A 15,078-nucleotide genomic window follows, 5' to 3' on the forward strand; every position below is an offset into this window, starting at 1 on the left:
ATTGTTCTTTAACAAAAAGAGACAGAGATGGTTATAGGGCAGTAAGGTGATGATCGATCCTCTTGAATTAATCGCTTTGTCTGTCCTGCTGCCATTGCTGTATATTTTATTTGTACCGCTTTTGAAGTGGAACCAGCGTATTTTAATCAATTCATGTTTCCTCCTCTCTTCAGTTGCGTCAATACTCGGCATCGCAGGAGGCATCTGGGCTGTCGGCAGCGGCATTACCAGTCAGATAGTCCTTCCGTTAGGGCTTCCTGACCTCCCGTTCCACCTCAGGCTTGATCCCCTTGCCGGGTTCTTTATCACCGTCATATGCCTGCTATCATTTTTTATATCAATCTATTCCATGGGCTATATCAAGGGATATCTCGGGCGCAGGCCTGTAACAAGCCTTGTTGTCTTTTATTGCCTCTTTCTTGCCGGCATGATGATGGTTGTGCTGGCTGATGACGCCCTCTTCTTTATGATCTCTTGGGAGGTCATGGCAGCGGCTTCATACTTCCTTGTAATGTTTGAAGATGACCGCATAGAGAACAGGAGGGCCGCATTTCTATATCTGACAATTGCGCATGTAGGAGCTATGGCGATCCTTTTATCATTTGGCGTCATGGCAGGGCTTGCGACTGGTTTTGAAAGTTTCAACGGCTATACTTTTGACGCCATGCGGCAGGCGGAGTTTCCCCTGACATGGGCTGCAGTGGCATTTTTCCTGGCGTTCTTCGGGTTTGCCGCAAAGGCAGGCGTAATTCCTCTGCATGTATGGCTGCCTGAGGCGCATCCTGTTGCGCCGTCCAATATTTCCGCGCTCATGAGCGGTGTGATGCTCAAGACCGCTATCTACGGAATAATTCGTGTGTCATTTGATCTCATCAGGGTATTCCCGTGGTGGTGGGGAGCGATAGTGCTGATATTCGGCCTTATATCCGCTGTCATGGGTGTGCTCTATGCACTGATGCAGAATGATCTGAAGAGGCTTCTGGCATACTCGAGCGTAGAGAATGTCGGTATCATTTTGATCGGCATCGGATTGTCCATGATATTTACTTCATTTAACATGCCCCTGATGGCGGCGCTCGCGCTCATAGCCGGGCTTTATCATACAATGAATCACGCTATGTTCAAAGGCCTGCTGTTTATGGGGGCAGGCGTTGTGCTCCACGCTACAAAAGAGCGCAACATGGAAGAGATGGGCGGGCTGATACACCGCATGCCGTGGACCGCTGCGCTCTTTCTTGTCGGCTGCGTCTCCATCTCCGCGCTGCCTCCTTTTAACGGGTTTGTGTCAGAGTGGCTGACCTTGCAGGCCTTTCTGCTTTCACCTGCCCTGCCGATCCCAATGCTCCGGCTGCTGATACCGCTTGGCGCTGCGCTTCTGGCCTTGACAGGCGCGCTCGCCGCCGCCTGTTTTGTAAAGGCATTTGGAGTCACTTTTCTTGGACACTGGAGAGGCCGCAGGAACCCGCGCATCAATGAGGGGAGCTGGTTTATGCGTTCAGGTATGATATTAGCAGCGCTTTCGTGTCTCGCCCTCGGGATACTTCCTACTTTTTTTATTAGCTGGCTGGATAATATCCCGGCACAGCTGATAGGAACAAAGATCAATGCTTCAACCGGAGCTTACGGCTGGATATGGCTGACGCCGGTTGCGCCTGAGAGGGCTTCATATTCAGGCATCTCAGTCTTTTTCGGCTTACTCTTTGTCGTAGCCGCAACATATATTGTCCTGCACATAAGGCGCAGCTCTGTAACAAGGGTGCCCATCTGGGACTGCGGTTTTCAAAAGCTTAACCAGAGAATGCAGTATAACTCCACATCCTTTGCAATGCCTCTGCGCAGGATATTCGGATTCCTTTTTAATATCAAAGAAGGAGTAAAGCTTATTCCGCAGCAGGCTGGACATAACGCTTTTCCCAGGAGGATAAATTATTCTCTCCGTATCAGAGACCGCTTCTGGGGCTGGCTATATATGCCGATCATTCAATCGAGTTTCTGGGTAGCGCGGCAGGCAGGCAGGCTTCAGCAGGGGCGAATTCAGGTGTATCTCATATATTCTTTTATAACTATCATTGTGCTGTTGATCTTCTCAAGATGAAATTTTACAGATTCATAATAGAAATAGTTCAGATAGCTATGCTTCTCGCATGCGCGCCCGCATTTACGGGATGGGTGAGGATGCTGAAGTGCTGGTCGCAGGGCCGCACAACAGCAGGCCTGTTCCAGCCTTACAGAGATCTTGCGAAATTATTTTCAAAAGATATGATACTGGCTGACAATGCGACATGGATATTCCGTTTTACTCCTTATCTCGTATTCGGGACCGCTGTGCTCGCGGGCGCTATCATCCCCATGCTCTCTATCCTCCCGATAGCATCTACTGCGGACGTAATTGTGCTTGTCGCGCTCTTTGCCATAGCGCGTTTTTTCACAGCGCTCGCAGGCATGGATATGGGAACGGCCTTCGGCGGCATGGGGTCAAGCCGCGAAATGACGATAGCATCCCTTGCCGAACCCGCAATGCTCATGGCTATCTTCACGGTCTCTCTGGCCACAGGGTCAACCTCCCTGTCGCATATGGTGGAGGTGATATACAGCGGGCAGACCGTTATAAGGCCTTCCATAGGATTCGCCATGCTTGCTTTTATATTGATCGCGCTGGCTGAGACCGGCAGGATACCGGTGGATAATCCTGCAACGCACCTTGAGCTCACCATGATCCATGAGGCCATGATACTTGAATATTCAGGCAGGCACCTCGCACTTATTGAATGGGCCGGCATGATGAAGCTTTTTCTTTTTGTAATGATAGGGATCGCAACATTTGCTCCGTGGGGGATCGCGGAATCAGGGGATATTAGCATACTCGCTGTCGCATTCCTTTTCATGGTTTTGAAACTTGTATTCATAGGAATAGGGCTTGTGCTGATAGAGACAGGGCTTGCGAAGATGAGGATATTCCGGCTGACAGATTTCCTCGGTGCCGCGTTCCTGCTGGCAACGCTCGGCATGCTCTCTTATTTTATGCTGGAGTAAAATAAATAATAACCCCCTCTGCCCCCCTTAATTTAAGAGGGATGATTTCCCCTCTCTTTGACAAAGAGAGGGCAGGGAGAGTTAATAGAATCAGAAAAAATGAATATAGAAATTGCTATTAAATTAACAAGTTTTCTCGCGGCATTCGTGCTGCTCACCGCATTCGGCATGCTGGTGCAGAGACGGATGTACGGCCTTGTAAACCTGTTCGCGTGGCAGGGGTTCTTTCTCTCTATAAATACCGCCATAGTCGGTTTTGTCGCCGGGAAGCATCACCTTTATATCTCTTCCGCGCTCACGCTGATGCTGAAGGTTATCCTGCTGCCGTATATCCTGCATGTGCTCATACGGCGGCTTAAACTTCAGAAAGAGATAGAGGTAGTTGTAAATATCCCGATGACCATGCTGATAGGCATAGCCCTTGTCATATTCTCTTATCACCTGACCGCGCCTGTCAGAGAGCTTTCAACTCTTGTAACGCGTTCGACGCTGGCTGTCGCGCTTGCCACCGTCATGATAGGAATGCTTATGATGATAACGAGAAAACATGCCGTCACCCAGATAATAGGATTTCTCGCTATGGAGAACGGCCTCTTCTTCGCAGCCACCAGCGCGACATACGGTATGCCGCTTGTAGTTGAACTCGGGGTCGCACTTGATGTCCTTATAGCTGCGTTTATATTCGGGATATTCTTTTTTCATATACACACTACATTTGACAGCCTTGATGTTGAACAGATGGAAAGGCTGAAAGAGGATGACTGATAAAATGGAGCAGGCGTGATACTTCTTACATTATTGCTCGTGCCGCTTGTTGCCGCTGTCATACTTGCATTCGTAGGCGACAGAAGGCTGGCGCCTGAGATAAATATCCTGGGTTCTGCTGCCACGTTTGCGGCAGGTGTGGGACTGGCTTTGCAGGTGTATGAGAATGGGCCCATGCTGGCAGGCGGGAAGTTCTTCTTTGTTGACGCCTTTAATGTCTACCTGGCGGTCCTCACCTCTTTTGTCTCCATGACAACAGCCATCTTCAGCAGGCGGTACATGAGGAGGGAGAGGGAGCATGGGCGTGTCGGCCATCTGGGCATGCGTTTTTATCACGCGATGTTTCAGCTCTTCATCTTTGCGATGCTACTCTGCCTTTTGACAAATAATATCGGCGTGCTCTGGATCGCGATGGAGCTTGCCACATTGTCCACGGTATTGCTCGTATCCTTATACAGAACGCCGACCGCTATCGAGGCGGCATGGAAATACTTTATACTCTGCGGCGTTGGTATCTCACAGGCGCTCTTTGGAACGGTGCTCCTCTACTTTGCAGCTGAAAAGGTGCTCGGCGAAGGCGGTGAGGCGCTGCTCTGGACAAACCTGAACCAGGTGAGCGGAAGCCTTGAACCCACTGTTCTTTCGTTAGCGTTCGTCTTTCTCATGGTCGGTTACGGCACAAAGGTAGGCTTGGTGCCTATGCATAACTGGCTGCCGGATGCGCATAGTGAAGGCCCCACTCCCATATCAGCCGTGCTTTCAGGACTGCTGTTGAATGTAGCGCTATACGCTCTGGTGCGGTGCAAGGTGCTTGTGGACGGCTCTACTCATACACACCATGCGGGCAATATAATGATGGGCTTCGGCCTTCTCTCGATACTCGTAGCTGCTTTTTCGCTCCTCAGGCAGAAGGATATAAAGCGCATGTTCTCATATTCATCAATAGAGCATATGGGCATCGCGACATTCGCCTTCGGCCTTGGAGGCCCTATCGCCACTTTCGGCGGGCTTCTGCACATGCTTGTGCACAGCCTGGCAAAGTCATCCATATTTTTTACCGTAGGCCACGCCTCGCAGATGCACAGGACACAGGAGATGGACAAGATCAAAGGACTTTTCAAAGGCAACCCTCTTGTAGGATGGGGCATGATGTTCGGGGTGATGGCTATCGCAGGCATGCCGCCGTTTGGGATATTCACAAGCGAGTTCCTTATATTGACAGCGACGATAAAGGACGCGCCTATGTTAACGCCGTTTCTTCTGCTGGGGCTTGCGGTGGCATTTGCCGCGCTCTTCAGAAAAGTTCAGCCCATGGTCTCAGGCGAGATTCCTTCTTATCAGAAGTTTCTCAAGGTCGCGCATGTGCCTGTGCTGCTGCATCTGATACTGGTCTTTATTCTCGGCATTTATCTGCCGGATTTTCTCAGTAAATGGTTTCATACCGCTGCGGAGCTGATCAAATGAGCGTACTGTTAGATGCGATAAAATCCTCTCTCGGATCAGATGCCGGATGTGACGAATGCCGGTATACGGCATCAATGTTGTTCTGCAGCGTGCCGAGGGAGAGATTTGTCGATGCTGCTAAAGCGATGAGAAAGGTACATGCCCTGCTCGTTGCCGAATGGGCAGCAGATGAAACTCCGTTCAACAGGGGCTTCGGAATATACGCCTGTTACAGATGGGGTGCGGAGTATTTGATCGTTAAGACAGAGGCGCCGTTTGAAGACCCGGCATTCCCGACTCTCACAAAACAGTTCCTTCCGGCATACCGCTTTGAACGGCAGATCAAGAGCCTTATGGGCGTTACTGCCGCAGGGCATCCTGACTCAAGGCCCTGGATAAAGTTTGAAGACTGGCCTGAGGACGCATGGCCGCTAAGAAAATCTTTTGACGCGTCAAAGCCGATGCCTCGTGTTGCAGGTGAATATAAATTTTTAAGCGCAGAGGGTGAGGGTGTTTATGAGATACCTGTTGGGCCTGTGCACGCAGGGATAATTGAACCGGGACATTTCCGCTTTCAGGCTGTTGGAGAGGATATCCTTAATCTTGAGGAGAGACTCGGATATGTTCATAAGGGGATTGAGAAAAAGTTTGAGTCGCTTTCGTGGAAAGATGGATCAAGGCTTGCGGGCCGGGTCTCAGGAGATACAACCGCTGCGCACAGCCTCGGCTATTGCATGGCGCTGGAGTCCATGACCGGATGCAAAGTGCCTGAACGGGCGCAGTGGCTGCGCGCGCTCTTTCTTGAGAGGGAGCGAATAGCCAACCACCTTGGAGACCTCGGCGCCATATGCAATGACGCCGCATTCGCCTTCATGCTCTATCAGATGTCGAGGCTTAGGGAGATCATGCTGCGCACCAATCACGAGCTCTTCGGCCACAGGTTCATGATGGACAGGATCATCCCCGGAGGCATTGCAGTTGATATTGAAGCAGATGGAAAGGAATTGATACTCTCCGAGCTGAAACAGATTGCAAAGGAGTTCAACAGGCTCGTGAAGATCTATGATCAGAATTCATCACTTGAAGACAGGGTGAGGGATACCGGCATACTTATTCCTGACAAGGCGAGAAGGCTCTGCCAGGTTGGGATAGTGGCAAGGGCAAGCGGCCTGAACCTCGACTGCCGCACACAGAACCCTTTTCCGCCATATGACCGCATCAAAGTGAATGTGCCTGTTCTTATCTCAGGCGATGTCCATGCGCGCGCATGGGTCAGGGTTGAAGAGGTAAGAGAATCAATACGCATCATACGCGAGATACTGAATACGCTTCCATCAGGAGCGATATCATCAGACGTCGGCCTTCCATCTCCTGATACATACGGATTTTCCGCTGTTGAGGGATGGCGCGGAGAGATAGTTTACTGGCTTCAGTCAGGGCCGAAAGGCGAGGTCAACAGATGCATGGTGAGAGACCCTTCCAGCGTCAACTGGCTCGGGCTTGAGCAGGCTGTGCTTGGCAACATCGTGCCTGACTTTCCGCTCTGCAATAAAAGTTTTAACCAGTCTTATTCAGGGAATGACCTATGATAAGGATACTTAAACAGATATTCAGGACAGGAATTGTGACAGAGCCGCTTCTGCCGGAGGTTGACGCTGAGATTCAGGAAGTCGGCGCAGAACTGAAAAAGGCTATTGGGAAACGTTTCAGCAGGAGCCTTACGATCAGGCAGGTGGACGCAGGCTCATGCAACGGGTGCGAGCTTGAGATACATGCGATAAATAATCCGATCTATAACTGCGAGAGATTCGGCATCCACTTCACCGCATCGCCGAGGTTCGCGGATATGCTTCTGGTCACAGGCCCTGTGACGAGGAATATGGAGATAGCCCTGCGCAGAACTTATAACGCAACGCCACATCCGAAACTTGTTGTCGCTGTCGGCGACTGCGGATGCAACGGCGGAATATTCGGCGAGAGCTACGCATCCCTCGGCGGAATTGACAAGGTCATACCAGTAGATGTTGTCATCCCCGGATGCCCGCCAACCCCGGCTGCGATCCTCAATGGGATACTCAGAGCGGTAGGGAACAGATAATTATGGAAGTCGGACTTCCATAATCACCACTCCATCGTCTCAAGGTATTTTCGCAGGATGGATACGGTGCGGAACTTCTTGAGTATCATTGAATGCTTCAGGCCGCAGCAAATCTGTTTTATGAAAGCAGGATGCCTGGAATAGTATCTTGCACCTCCGAGCGAGTCATAAAAGACCCTGATAAGGTCGACTATATCACTCTGCTGATTTTCGCTCTTCGTCGCCTCCCAGTGGTAAAAGTCTAGCAGCTTAACCTCAAATGAGAGCCCTGAACGGCTGACGATTATATTGTCCAGATGCAGGTCGCCGTGATATTCATTGTATTGATGCACCTGCTCGATCCCTTTTGCCAGGATGTGCAGAAGATGTACCGCCTCAAAGGGATGGAGCCGTTTGCCCGGGAGATTCTTTAAAAAACTTGAGAGCCCCTCTCCTTTGACGTATTCAGATATCAGAGCGGTGATCGTGGCTTTTTCGAATGTGAATGTCTCTCCTGCGTGGTATTTGATAAGCATGGGGCAGTGGCGCAGCTTGTGGAGCTTCTTCGCGTAACGCATGGAAGTCTTGCTGCCGATATCCCGCTTCGGGTAAAAGAGCTTCGCCGTCCTCTCTATGCCTGTGCGGAGCTCAGCGATCTTATATACCTCGCCCTCCCATCCCTCACCGAGCTTTGAGACGACCTTGTATTTTCCGGCGATTATGTACCCCGGCTGCAGGTTAAAAGAATCAATTGTCTTCATTTGTTTGTAAATGGATTATATACGGTTTTATCTGGGATGGGCAATATCTTGTTCTGATTTGTGTCCAGGTATAACCTTTGATCCTCCGGCGGATCTGCCGTCAGGCACTCATACTGCAGACATTATCAATGCCGTGAAAGCGGGGGACAAATTAAGGCAAGAGAGAACTTTTAGTTCCCGAAGAGATTCGGCAGGATGAATGTATCGTACTTTGTCACAAGGCTTTTTATGTTGAGGTATTTCAGGTCAGTGCTTCTTTTTGTGCTGAAGCCGAGTTTCTTGAAATCAAGGATGCCCTTTTCAGAGTGGCACTCATTGCAGACGATGCTCACCTCTTTCTTTGCTATATCCTTGTGAAATAATTTTAACTTTCTCTCTTTCTCTTCCTTGCCCATGCTGTCCCACTTCTCAAGAAATCCGATTGCTTCGTTATTGTCCATTACATTCAGCGCAGGCCTCTTCTCACCGCCCACAACGGAATAGACCGTTATTCTGGATATCATGGCATCATGCCTCTCAACCTTGCCTGTCTTCTGGTTATAGAAAGAGGCATACGGCCTGCCTTTGAACTTTACATCTTCAGGGCTTTTCCATTCATATGCCGCTTGTTTTATTTTGCTCTTGTCCAGATGGCATACCTCGCATACTACATAACCTGTGTGCATATTAAGGAACGCGCTTACCTTCTTGTTGCCGGAATGGGGATACAAAGTGTGGCAGGCAGCGCAGGATGAATCATTCTGCAGGTTTGAGATGAGGAAATGCTGGCCTTCATGGAATTTAGCCGGATCAGCTTTCATGGCGAGTATCTTTGCTTTATCTTTCTGATGGCACTCTTTTACGCAGTTGATCTTTATCCTGGGGTTATGCGGGATCTCTGTTATATCCGCATGGCATTCCTTGCATCCGACCTTAGCGTGCGAAGATGCCGCGTATTTATCTTCATCAATATGCAGCATCTTGAACTTGACCGGGGTCTCCTGCCTTACGAGGCCGGGGTACTGGTGGCATGTGAGGCATCCATCTTTATCAAAACCAATGGAGATACCGGGCATGCATAAAAAAATCATCCAGGCAATTATCAGGGAAATATATTCTTTCATATGGAAAAATCAGGCCGGAGAAAAAAGACGATGTAATAAACTGAAAAAAATCAAGACGGCCTTATAACACCCTTCTTCAACATCATATCTCTTATCCTGCTTACATGCTCTTGTTCAGCTGCAAGCACCTTGCCGAAATCCGCGCTTGACGATATCTTGTTCTCAGACATCATTCCGCTTATAAGGTTGTTGATAAATATCTCAACCATCGTCTCTTCAAGCTCTAACGCTATTCTTAGCGCTTCCTCAAGCGAGACTTGGCGCTGCCTGATCCTGAAGTTAATGTTATTGGCAAACTCCAGTGTCTTCACCACAAAAGGCAGTGAAGGCGGGTGCATATCCGGCGGGAGCATGGCGCCGTCAAAAAGATTCAATGTTTCTATCAGAAATACAGAATGTTCAACCTCATCGTTATGAAGCTCTTCCCAGAAATGCCTCTCTTCAGGGAACATCCTCATGAAAGAACCGTATATTGACGCTACGGCATGCTCCACAGCGATGCATCCATTTATTCTGTCTTTTTGCTCGAAATTCATAATCAAAGTATATATCAAAAGAGGCACATAAGCCAGAGGCCTATTTTATGTTGTCATTAAATTTGGCAAGCAGATCCTTCTTCTTCACCCTGCCGTTAAGTGTCGAACCGTCTTCAAACTCAAATACCGGGATGTCAAACCTGTAGAGCTCGTAAAGCTCATCACTTGATTCGATGTTGACCTTATTGATGATGATGCCGTGCCTCTCCTTAAGGCCGTTCAGCATCTCCTCGGCAGCATCACAGAGCCAGCATCCTTCTTTATAGTAGAAGGTCAGTTTGACCATCGTTACTCCCTCCACCGCACAGTCAATATTATTGAATCCTCTTTTGTCTCCCACCAGTGCTCCACATCCTCTTTCCACATGATATATTCGCCCTCTTCTTTAAGTTCATGCGTAAAAGATTCATAATGGTCTTGAGGATTGCGGAACTTAAAGATGATATCTCCTCTTATCAGGAAGCTTACAGCCCTGCTGTCTGAACATCCTGCCCAGCCGCCAACCCGTGTCTCGCCTTCTTTATGATCGCCGAGGCGGAATTCGATCCCTTTGGTATCCCTGAGCTTGTACTTCTCAGGTACAAATGGAACGCCTTTGTCCTTACACCACTTTCTTATGTCACCGATGAACCAGTGGCGGAACTCTTTTGCATCCTCATGCGAGTTTCCTGTTGTTATGTCTTTGATCATATTTGGCCTGCACCCTTCCTATAAATTTAATAGCATCAGTATTGATAATACTATGTCACTAATTTAAACTACTCTTTACAAGTTATCAACCAAAATCAGGGAGGATATAATATGGCTTCAGAACATACCTTTGATATAGTGAGCAAAGTAAACCTTCAGGAGGTCTTGAACGCGGTTGACCAGTCGATGAAGGAGATACTTCAGAGGTTCGACTTTAAGAACAGCAAGAGCGATATAGAGCTTGACCAGGACAAGAATGAATTAACCCTCACTTCTGATGATGAATATAAGCTGAAGAGCGTTATTGATGTTCTGGAGAGCAAGCTCGTTAAGAGAAAGGTCTCGTTAAAGGCGCTTGAATACGGGAAGATAGAGCCGGCTGCGTTAAATACCGTAAGGCAGGTCGTCAAGCTTCAGCAGGGAGTCCCTATCGAGAAGTCGAAAGAGATAGTCAAGATGATAAAGAACGCAAAGATGAAGGTTCAGGCAGAGATACAGAGCGACCAGGTACGGGTAAAGGGAAAGAAGATAGACGACCTTCAGGAAGTCATGGCGCTGATAAAAGCGAAAGACCTCGGGATCCATCTCGAGTTTGTGAATTTCAGATAAACATTGATATAAACTAACCTGAATTGCCATTTTCAGGTTCATACTTATGCTATAATTCCATTCATGAAAGCGACTGAAAACATATTGACCTTGATAGGCAATACGCCTATTGTAAGGCTTAACCACATTCCAGGCCCTGATGATGCAGAGGTATGGGCGAAGCTTGAAGGCTTTAACCCCGGAGGCTCGGTAAAGGACAGGATAGCCCTCTCCATGATAGAGACTGCTGAAGCAGAAGGAAGGCTGAAGCCGGGCGGAACTATCATTGAACCTACAAGCGGCAATACAGGCATCGGGCTTGCGATGGTTGCTTCAGTAAAGGGCTACAAGCTTATACTTACCATGTCAGAGGCGATGTCCCTTGAGAGGCGGCAGACATTTCAGGCGTTTGGCGCAGAGGTCGTATTATCCCCTGCACCGAAAGGGATGTTAGGCGCAGTTATTGAGGCTGAGACTATCTTTAAAAATAACCCTGATTACTATATGCCGATGCAGTTTGAAAATCCCGCAAATCCTGAAGTTCACAGAAAAACAACGGCAGTCGAAATAATCGATGCCCTTGGTATTGATATTGACGGGTTTGTCGCAGGAGTGGGAACAGGCGGAACCATAACAGGTGTAGGCGAAGTTTTAAGAGAGAAGAAGCCTGATGTATGGATAGCTGCTGTTGAGCCTGCAGGTTCTCCGGTGCTATCAGGCGGAAATCCCGGCCCGCATAAACTGGCAGGGATAGGCGCAGGTTTTTATCCCGGCGTGCTCAATACGAAGATATATGATGAAGTCATAACCGTAACTGACGATGATGCCAAGGCCATGTCACAGCGCCTTGCAAAAGAAGAGGGGATATTCTGCGGCATATCTTCAGGCGCAGCATTGTGCGCCGCTCTTAAGGTGGCAAAGAAGCTTGGAAAAGGGAAAAGGGTTGTCACGGTCTTCCCGGACAGAGGCGACAGGTATTTGAGCACAGGTTTGTTCGGGCCCCAGGTTTAGCGGGTTTTTGTCTGTTTGCTCTTCCTGCCCAACAAACCCGTTTGCGTTTTCCATGCAGGTTTTCCGGTCCTCGGCCTGATTAAACAGAGCGGCCCAAATCCCACCAGGTCCATGCGATTGGCTAATTGCAGAGCTTGGTGAACAATGACATAATGCTCCGGTCTTCTAAATTGGAGCAGGGCCCGCTGCATTTTCCTCTCTTCATATGACTTGGGAATATATACTTTCTTCATAGTACGCGGATCCAGGCCCGTGTAAAACATACATGTTGAAAGCGTACCGGGAGTGGGATAAAAATCCTGGACCTGCTCCGGGTTTATCCCAGCAGCTTTTAAATATTCAGCCAGTTTTATCGAGGACTTCAGGGTGCTTCCCGGGTGGCTTGACAATAGATACGGAACGAGATACTGTTCTTTTCCAAGGCGTTTATTGACCTGGTAAAATTTTTGGACAAAAGCATCATACACTTTGCTGGAGGGTTTCCCCATTTTTTCCAATACGTCAGGGCAGATATGTTCCGGGGCGACCTTAAGCTGGCCGCTTATGTGATGACGGCAAAGGTCTTCAAAGAAACGCTCATCCTTATCGAGCATGAGATAATCATATCGGATACCTGAGCGGATAAATACTTTTTTTATCCCGGGAATTTTCCGCAGTTTGCTCAGCAACATTAAATAATCACTGTGGCTAACCTTTAAATTTCGGCAAGGCTCCGGCGTTAAACATTGTTTGTTTCGGCAGACCCCATGCTTTTCCTGTTTATCACAGGCCTTATTTCGGAAATTAGCTGTGGGCCCGCCTACATCATGGATATATCCTTTAAAATCCTTATCGCGGGTAAAATTCTCAGCTTCCCCGATAATGGAAGCATCGCTTCGCCGCTGGATCACTCTGCCCTGATGAAAATTCAAAGCGCAGAAAGAACAGCCGCCAAAGCAGCCCCTATGGCTGACGATCCCGAATTTAACTTCCTCAATAGCAGCTACACCGCCTATGTTTCCATACATGGGATGCGGGGCTCTTTCATAAGGAAGGGCATATATCTTATCCATGGCTTTTTCGCTCAGAGGCTTTGGGGGAGGATTCTGAACCAGCAGCCTGTCAGCATGCGGCTGCACTATAGTTTTTCCCCTAACATAATCCTGCTCGCTGCTCTCCGTCATAAAGGCCTGGGCATATTTCCGTGGGTCTTGGCGCACCTCTTCAAAAGACTCTACCAGCACATATTTGTCCGCATGTTCCTTATGCTCCAAAAATGCCGCCAGCTCTCCCTTACAATCATTTCTCCGGGGCGCAACGCAGGTGCCCCGCAGATTCAGCATATTATTAATTGGCACGCCTTTTTTAAGAAGCCGGGCAATTTCCACAATAGGTGATTCCCCCATTCCGTAAACTAGCATATCCGCCCCTGAGTGGATCAGCACTGAAGGCCTCACAAGATCATCCCAGTAATCATAGTGGGCAAATCGTCTCAGAGAAGCTTCCACACCTCCGATAATTATGGGGATCTGTCCAAATGCCTCCCTGATTTTGTGAGCATAGACAATAACTGCTCTATCGGGCCTTAAGCCGGCTTGGCCGCCCGGTGAGTATTGATCATTTTTCCTTACTTTCTTGGTAGTTGTATAATGATTTACCATGGAGTCGATCACGCCGGAAGATATAAGTACGCCGAGTTCAGGCCTCCCCAACTTTTTGAAATTCGCAATCACCTTCCAGTCAGGCTGAGCAATAATTCCGACTCTATATCCTTCACTTTCCAGAACCCGGGTGATGATCGCGTGTCCGAAACTGGGGTGATCCACATAGGCATCTCCGCTGATAAAGAGAAAATCCAGGGCATCCCACTCCCTCTTTCGCATATCGTCCCGGCTTACTGGTAAAAATGCCACTTAATTATTAACCCCCTATTTCATGTTATGTCATGAACTATTTAGTATAACTATTCTGGAGATTTGAGCACAGGATTGTTCGGGTCTGCGGATTAACGATTCAAACGTTCTCTTAACCATGCAGGATTCCTGCGGCAATCAAGCACCGCATATACTGCAACTTCATTGTTTATTAGTTTGTAATAAATGGCAAATGGGAATCGTTTGGAAAGCATACGGTGATAGTTAAAATACGTGGGGTGTATACCTGCGTATATCTGCAGCGAGTCAATATCCGAGAACAAGGAGTCTATGAAATAATTGCCAAGACCGGCTTCCTGTTTCCCATAGAAATGAGAACCTTCTATCAGGTCTTGTGATGCCGAATCGAGAATTCTGATCTTCACAACTTTTCGCGGATACTCTTTTTTGCTTTTTCCCAATCCGTAAAGGTTTCTTTCCCTTCTGATACCAATCCTTCACGCTGTAAAAGGACGTCATTATGCCATGATGGGGATGGTATTTCTGCGGCATGCCGGCATAGGTCATCCCATAGGTCTTCCATCGTGCGGATCTTTTCTTCCGTGGTCATCTTGTTTATTGATATATTCATATTCACCTCTAACGCTATTATATCACAGCCGATTTCCATCAAAAAACAATCTGCGGATGTGGATTTTCAGCCTGTAAGTTTTGAAAGAATCAAGACCTGGCCCTAATGCTTTATGTTTAAGGAAGCAAAGCAGTCCTTAATAACATCGCGGTGGTTTATAAATTTGGTTTCAAGTAGTGACCTGAATTCATCTAAGTTCTTGTCCTCCAAAAGGCGGTCAATTTCAAATGCTTTTTTATTGAGCTGTCGGCAATACTTATCGAGTATAGTTTGAGGTGCCGTTAATCTCTGGTCTGCTACTTTATTTGTAGCTTCTGTGCGAGTAAGACCTCTTTTTTTAATTAGATATATCACTTCAAGTATCTGAGACAAGGCCTTTGGAACACCAACAGGAAAACTTGGAAAATCACTGTGTTGAGTTGTCTTTTGGTGGATTGCTCCACCGCCTTTGCTCAACAAGAATTTCCTTAGCACTGAGTTAGGCGTATCTTCAAGCGGTATTGCATGACTTTTCAGGAAATTCCAAATCTCCTCATCGACTGTGATTTCATATGTTTTCATCTCTTGCCTCCTCATTTACCATATCT

At 48.0% G+C, this 15,078-nt stretch carries 17 protein-coding genes; 8 read left to right on the top strand and 9 right to left on the bottom strand.

The annotated features are described in order from the left end of the window. Window positions 1–49 precede the first annotated feature (49 nt). From hyfB to Q7U10_02665, 6 genes are all read left to right on the top strand, one after another. Window positions 50–2,095: a hydrogenase 4 subunit B gene (gene hyfB, locus Q7U10_02640; GenBank protein MDO8281514.1), complete on the top strand. Its 2,046-nt coding sequence runs from the start codon at window positions 50–52 to the stop codon at window positions 2,093–2,095. Next, window positions 2,092–3,033: an NADH-quinone oxidoreductase subunit H gene (locus Q7U10_02645; GenBank protein ID MDO8281515.1), complete on the top strand. Its 942-nt coding sequence runs from the start codon at window positions 2,092–2,094 to the stop codon at window positions 3,031–3,033. The genes hyfB and Q7U10_02645 overlap by 4 nt, the downstream gene beginning before the upstream one ends. A gap of 99 nt (window positions 3,034–3,132) precedes the next feature. After that, the gene (locus tag Q7U10_02650; protein ID MDO8281516.1) at window positions 3,133–3,798 is read left to right on the top strand and encodes a formate hydrogenlyase; all 666 of its coding nucleotides are present in this window, start codon (window positions 3,133–3,135) and stop codon (window positions 3,796–3,798) included. A gap of 15 nt (window positions 3,799–3,813) precedes the next feature. Further along, complete coding sequence (locus Q7U10_02655; GenBank protein ID MDO8281517.1) at window positions 3,814–5,262, top strand: hydrogenase 4 subunit F; 1,449 nt, start codon at window positions 3,814–3,816, stop codon at window positions 5,260–5,262. Continuing rightward, window positions 5,259–6,830, top strand: a complete 1,572-nt coding sequence (locus Q7U10_02660) for an NADH-quinone oxidoreductase subunit C (GenBank protein MDO8281518.1) — start codon at window positions 5,259–5,261, stop codon at window positions 6,828–6,830. Before Q7U10_02655 ends, Q7U10_02660 begins: the two co-directional genes overlap by 4 nt. Further along, window positions 6,827–7,339: an NADH-quinone oxidoreductase subunit B family protein gene (locus tag Q7U10_02665; GenBank protein MDO8281519.1), complete on the top strand. Its 513-nt coding sequence runs from the start codon at window positions 6,827–6,829 to the stop codon at window positions 7,337–7,339. The genes Q7U10_02660 and Q7U10_02665 overlap by 4 nt, the downstream gene beginning before the upstream one ends. 23 nt (window positions 7,340–7,362) lie before the next feature. On the opposite strand, the gene Q7U10_02670 is transcribed toward Q7U10_02665, so the two are convergent. From Q7U10_02670 to Q7U10_02690, 5 genes are all read right to left on the bottom strand, one after another. Continuing rightward, a complete protein-coding gene (locus Q7U10_02670) occupies window positions 7,363–8,079 on the bottom strand; it encodes a protein kinase (GenBank protein MDO8281520.1) in 717 nt (238 codons plus the stop codon). Between the two features lie 170 nt (window positions 8,080–8,249). Beyond that, window positions 8,250–9,134 (bottom strand): hypothetical protein, encoded by an 885-nt coding sequence (locus tag Q7U10_02675; GenBank protein ID MDO8281521.1) that lies wholly within the window; start codon window positions 9,132–9,134, stop codon window positions 8,250–8,252. A gap of 98 nt (window positions 9,135–9,232) precedes the next feature. Then, window positions 9,233–9,718, bottom strand: coding sequence for a hypothetical protein (locus tag Q7U10_02680; GenBank protein MDO8281522.1), 486 nt, complete (start codon window positions 9,716–9,718; stop codon window positions 9,233–9,235). Between the two features lie 40 nt (window positions 9,719–9,758). Further along, window positions 9,759–10,004: a glutaredoxin family protein gene (locus Q7U10_02685; GenBank protein ID MDO8281523.1), complete on the bottom strand. Its 246-nt coding sequence runs from the start codon at window positions 10,002–10,004 to the stop codon at window positions 9,759–9,761. A 2-nt stretch (window positions 10,005–10,006) separates the two neighbouring features. Next, window positions 10,007–10,408: a hypothetical protein gene (locus tag Q7U10_02690; GenBank protein ID MDO8281524.1), complete on the bottom strand. Its 402-nt coding sequence runs from the start codon at window positions 10,406–10,408 to the stop codon at window positions 10,007–10,009. Window positions 10,409–10,519: 111 nt separating this feature from the next. Here Q7U10_02690 and Q7U10_02695 point away from each other — a divergent pair, with 111 nt between their 5' ends. Together Q7U10_02695 and cysK are read left to right on the top strand one after the other, a co-directional pair. Next, window positions 10,520–11,017 (top strand): YajQ family cyclic di-GMP-binding protein, encoded by a 498-nt coding sequence (locus Q7U10_02695; protein MDO8281525.1) that lies wholly within the window; start codon window positions 10,520–10,522, stop codon window positions 11,015–11,017. 63 nt (window positions 11,018–11,080) lie between these two features. Continuing rightward, a complete protein-coding gene (gene cysK, locus Q7U10_02700) occupies window positions 11,081–12,007 on the top strand; it encodes a cysteine synthase A (GenBank protein ID MDO8281526.1) in 927 nt (308 codons plus the stop codon). Here the strand turns inward: cysK and Q7U10_02705 are convergent. From Q7U10_02705 to Q7U10_02720, 4 genes are all read right to left on the bottom strand, one after another. Further along, window positions 12,004–13,899 (bottom strand): YgiQ family radical SAM protein, encoded by a 1,896-nt coding sequence (locus Q7U10_02705; protein ID MDO8281527.1) that lies wholly within the window; start codon window positions 13,897–13,899, stop codon window positions 12,004–12,006. The genes cysK and Q7U10_02705 overlap by 4 nt on opposite strands. A gap of 92 nt (window positions 13,900–13,991) precedes the next feature. After that, the gene (locus Q7U10_02710) at window positions 13,992–14,285 is read right to left on the bottom strand and encodes a type II toxin-antitoxin system RelE/ParE family toxin (protein MDO8281528.1); all 294 of its coding nucleotides are present in this window, start codon (window positions 14,283–14,285) and stop codon (window positions 13,992–13,994) included. Beyond that, window positions 14,282–14,491 (bottom strand): addiction module protein, encoded by a 210-nt coding sequence (locus Q7U10_02715; protein ID MDO8281529.1) that lies wholly within the window; start codon window positions 14,489–14,491, stop codon window positions 14,282–14,284. Before Q7U10_02715 ends, Q7U10_02710 begins: the two co-directional genes overlap by 4 nt. A 102-nt stretch (window positions 14,492–14,593) precedes the next feature. Further along, complete coding sequence (locus Q7U10_02720; GenBank protein MDO8281530.1) at window positions 14,594–15,052, bottom strand: hypothetical protein; 459 nt, start codon at window positions 15,050–15,052, stop codon at window positions 14,594–14,596. Window positions 15,053–15,078: the final 26 nt, after the last annotated feature.

It is taken from the genome of Thermodesulfovibrionia bacterium (assembly GCA_030646035.1).
Lineage (GTDB): Bacteria > Nitrospirota > Thermodesulfovibrionia > UBA6902 > UBA6902 > JACQZG01.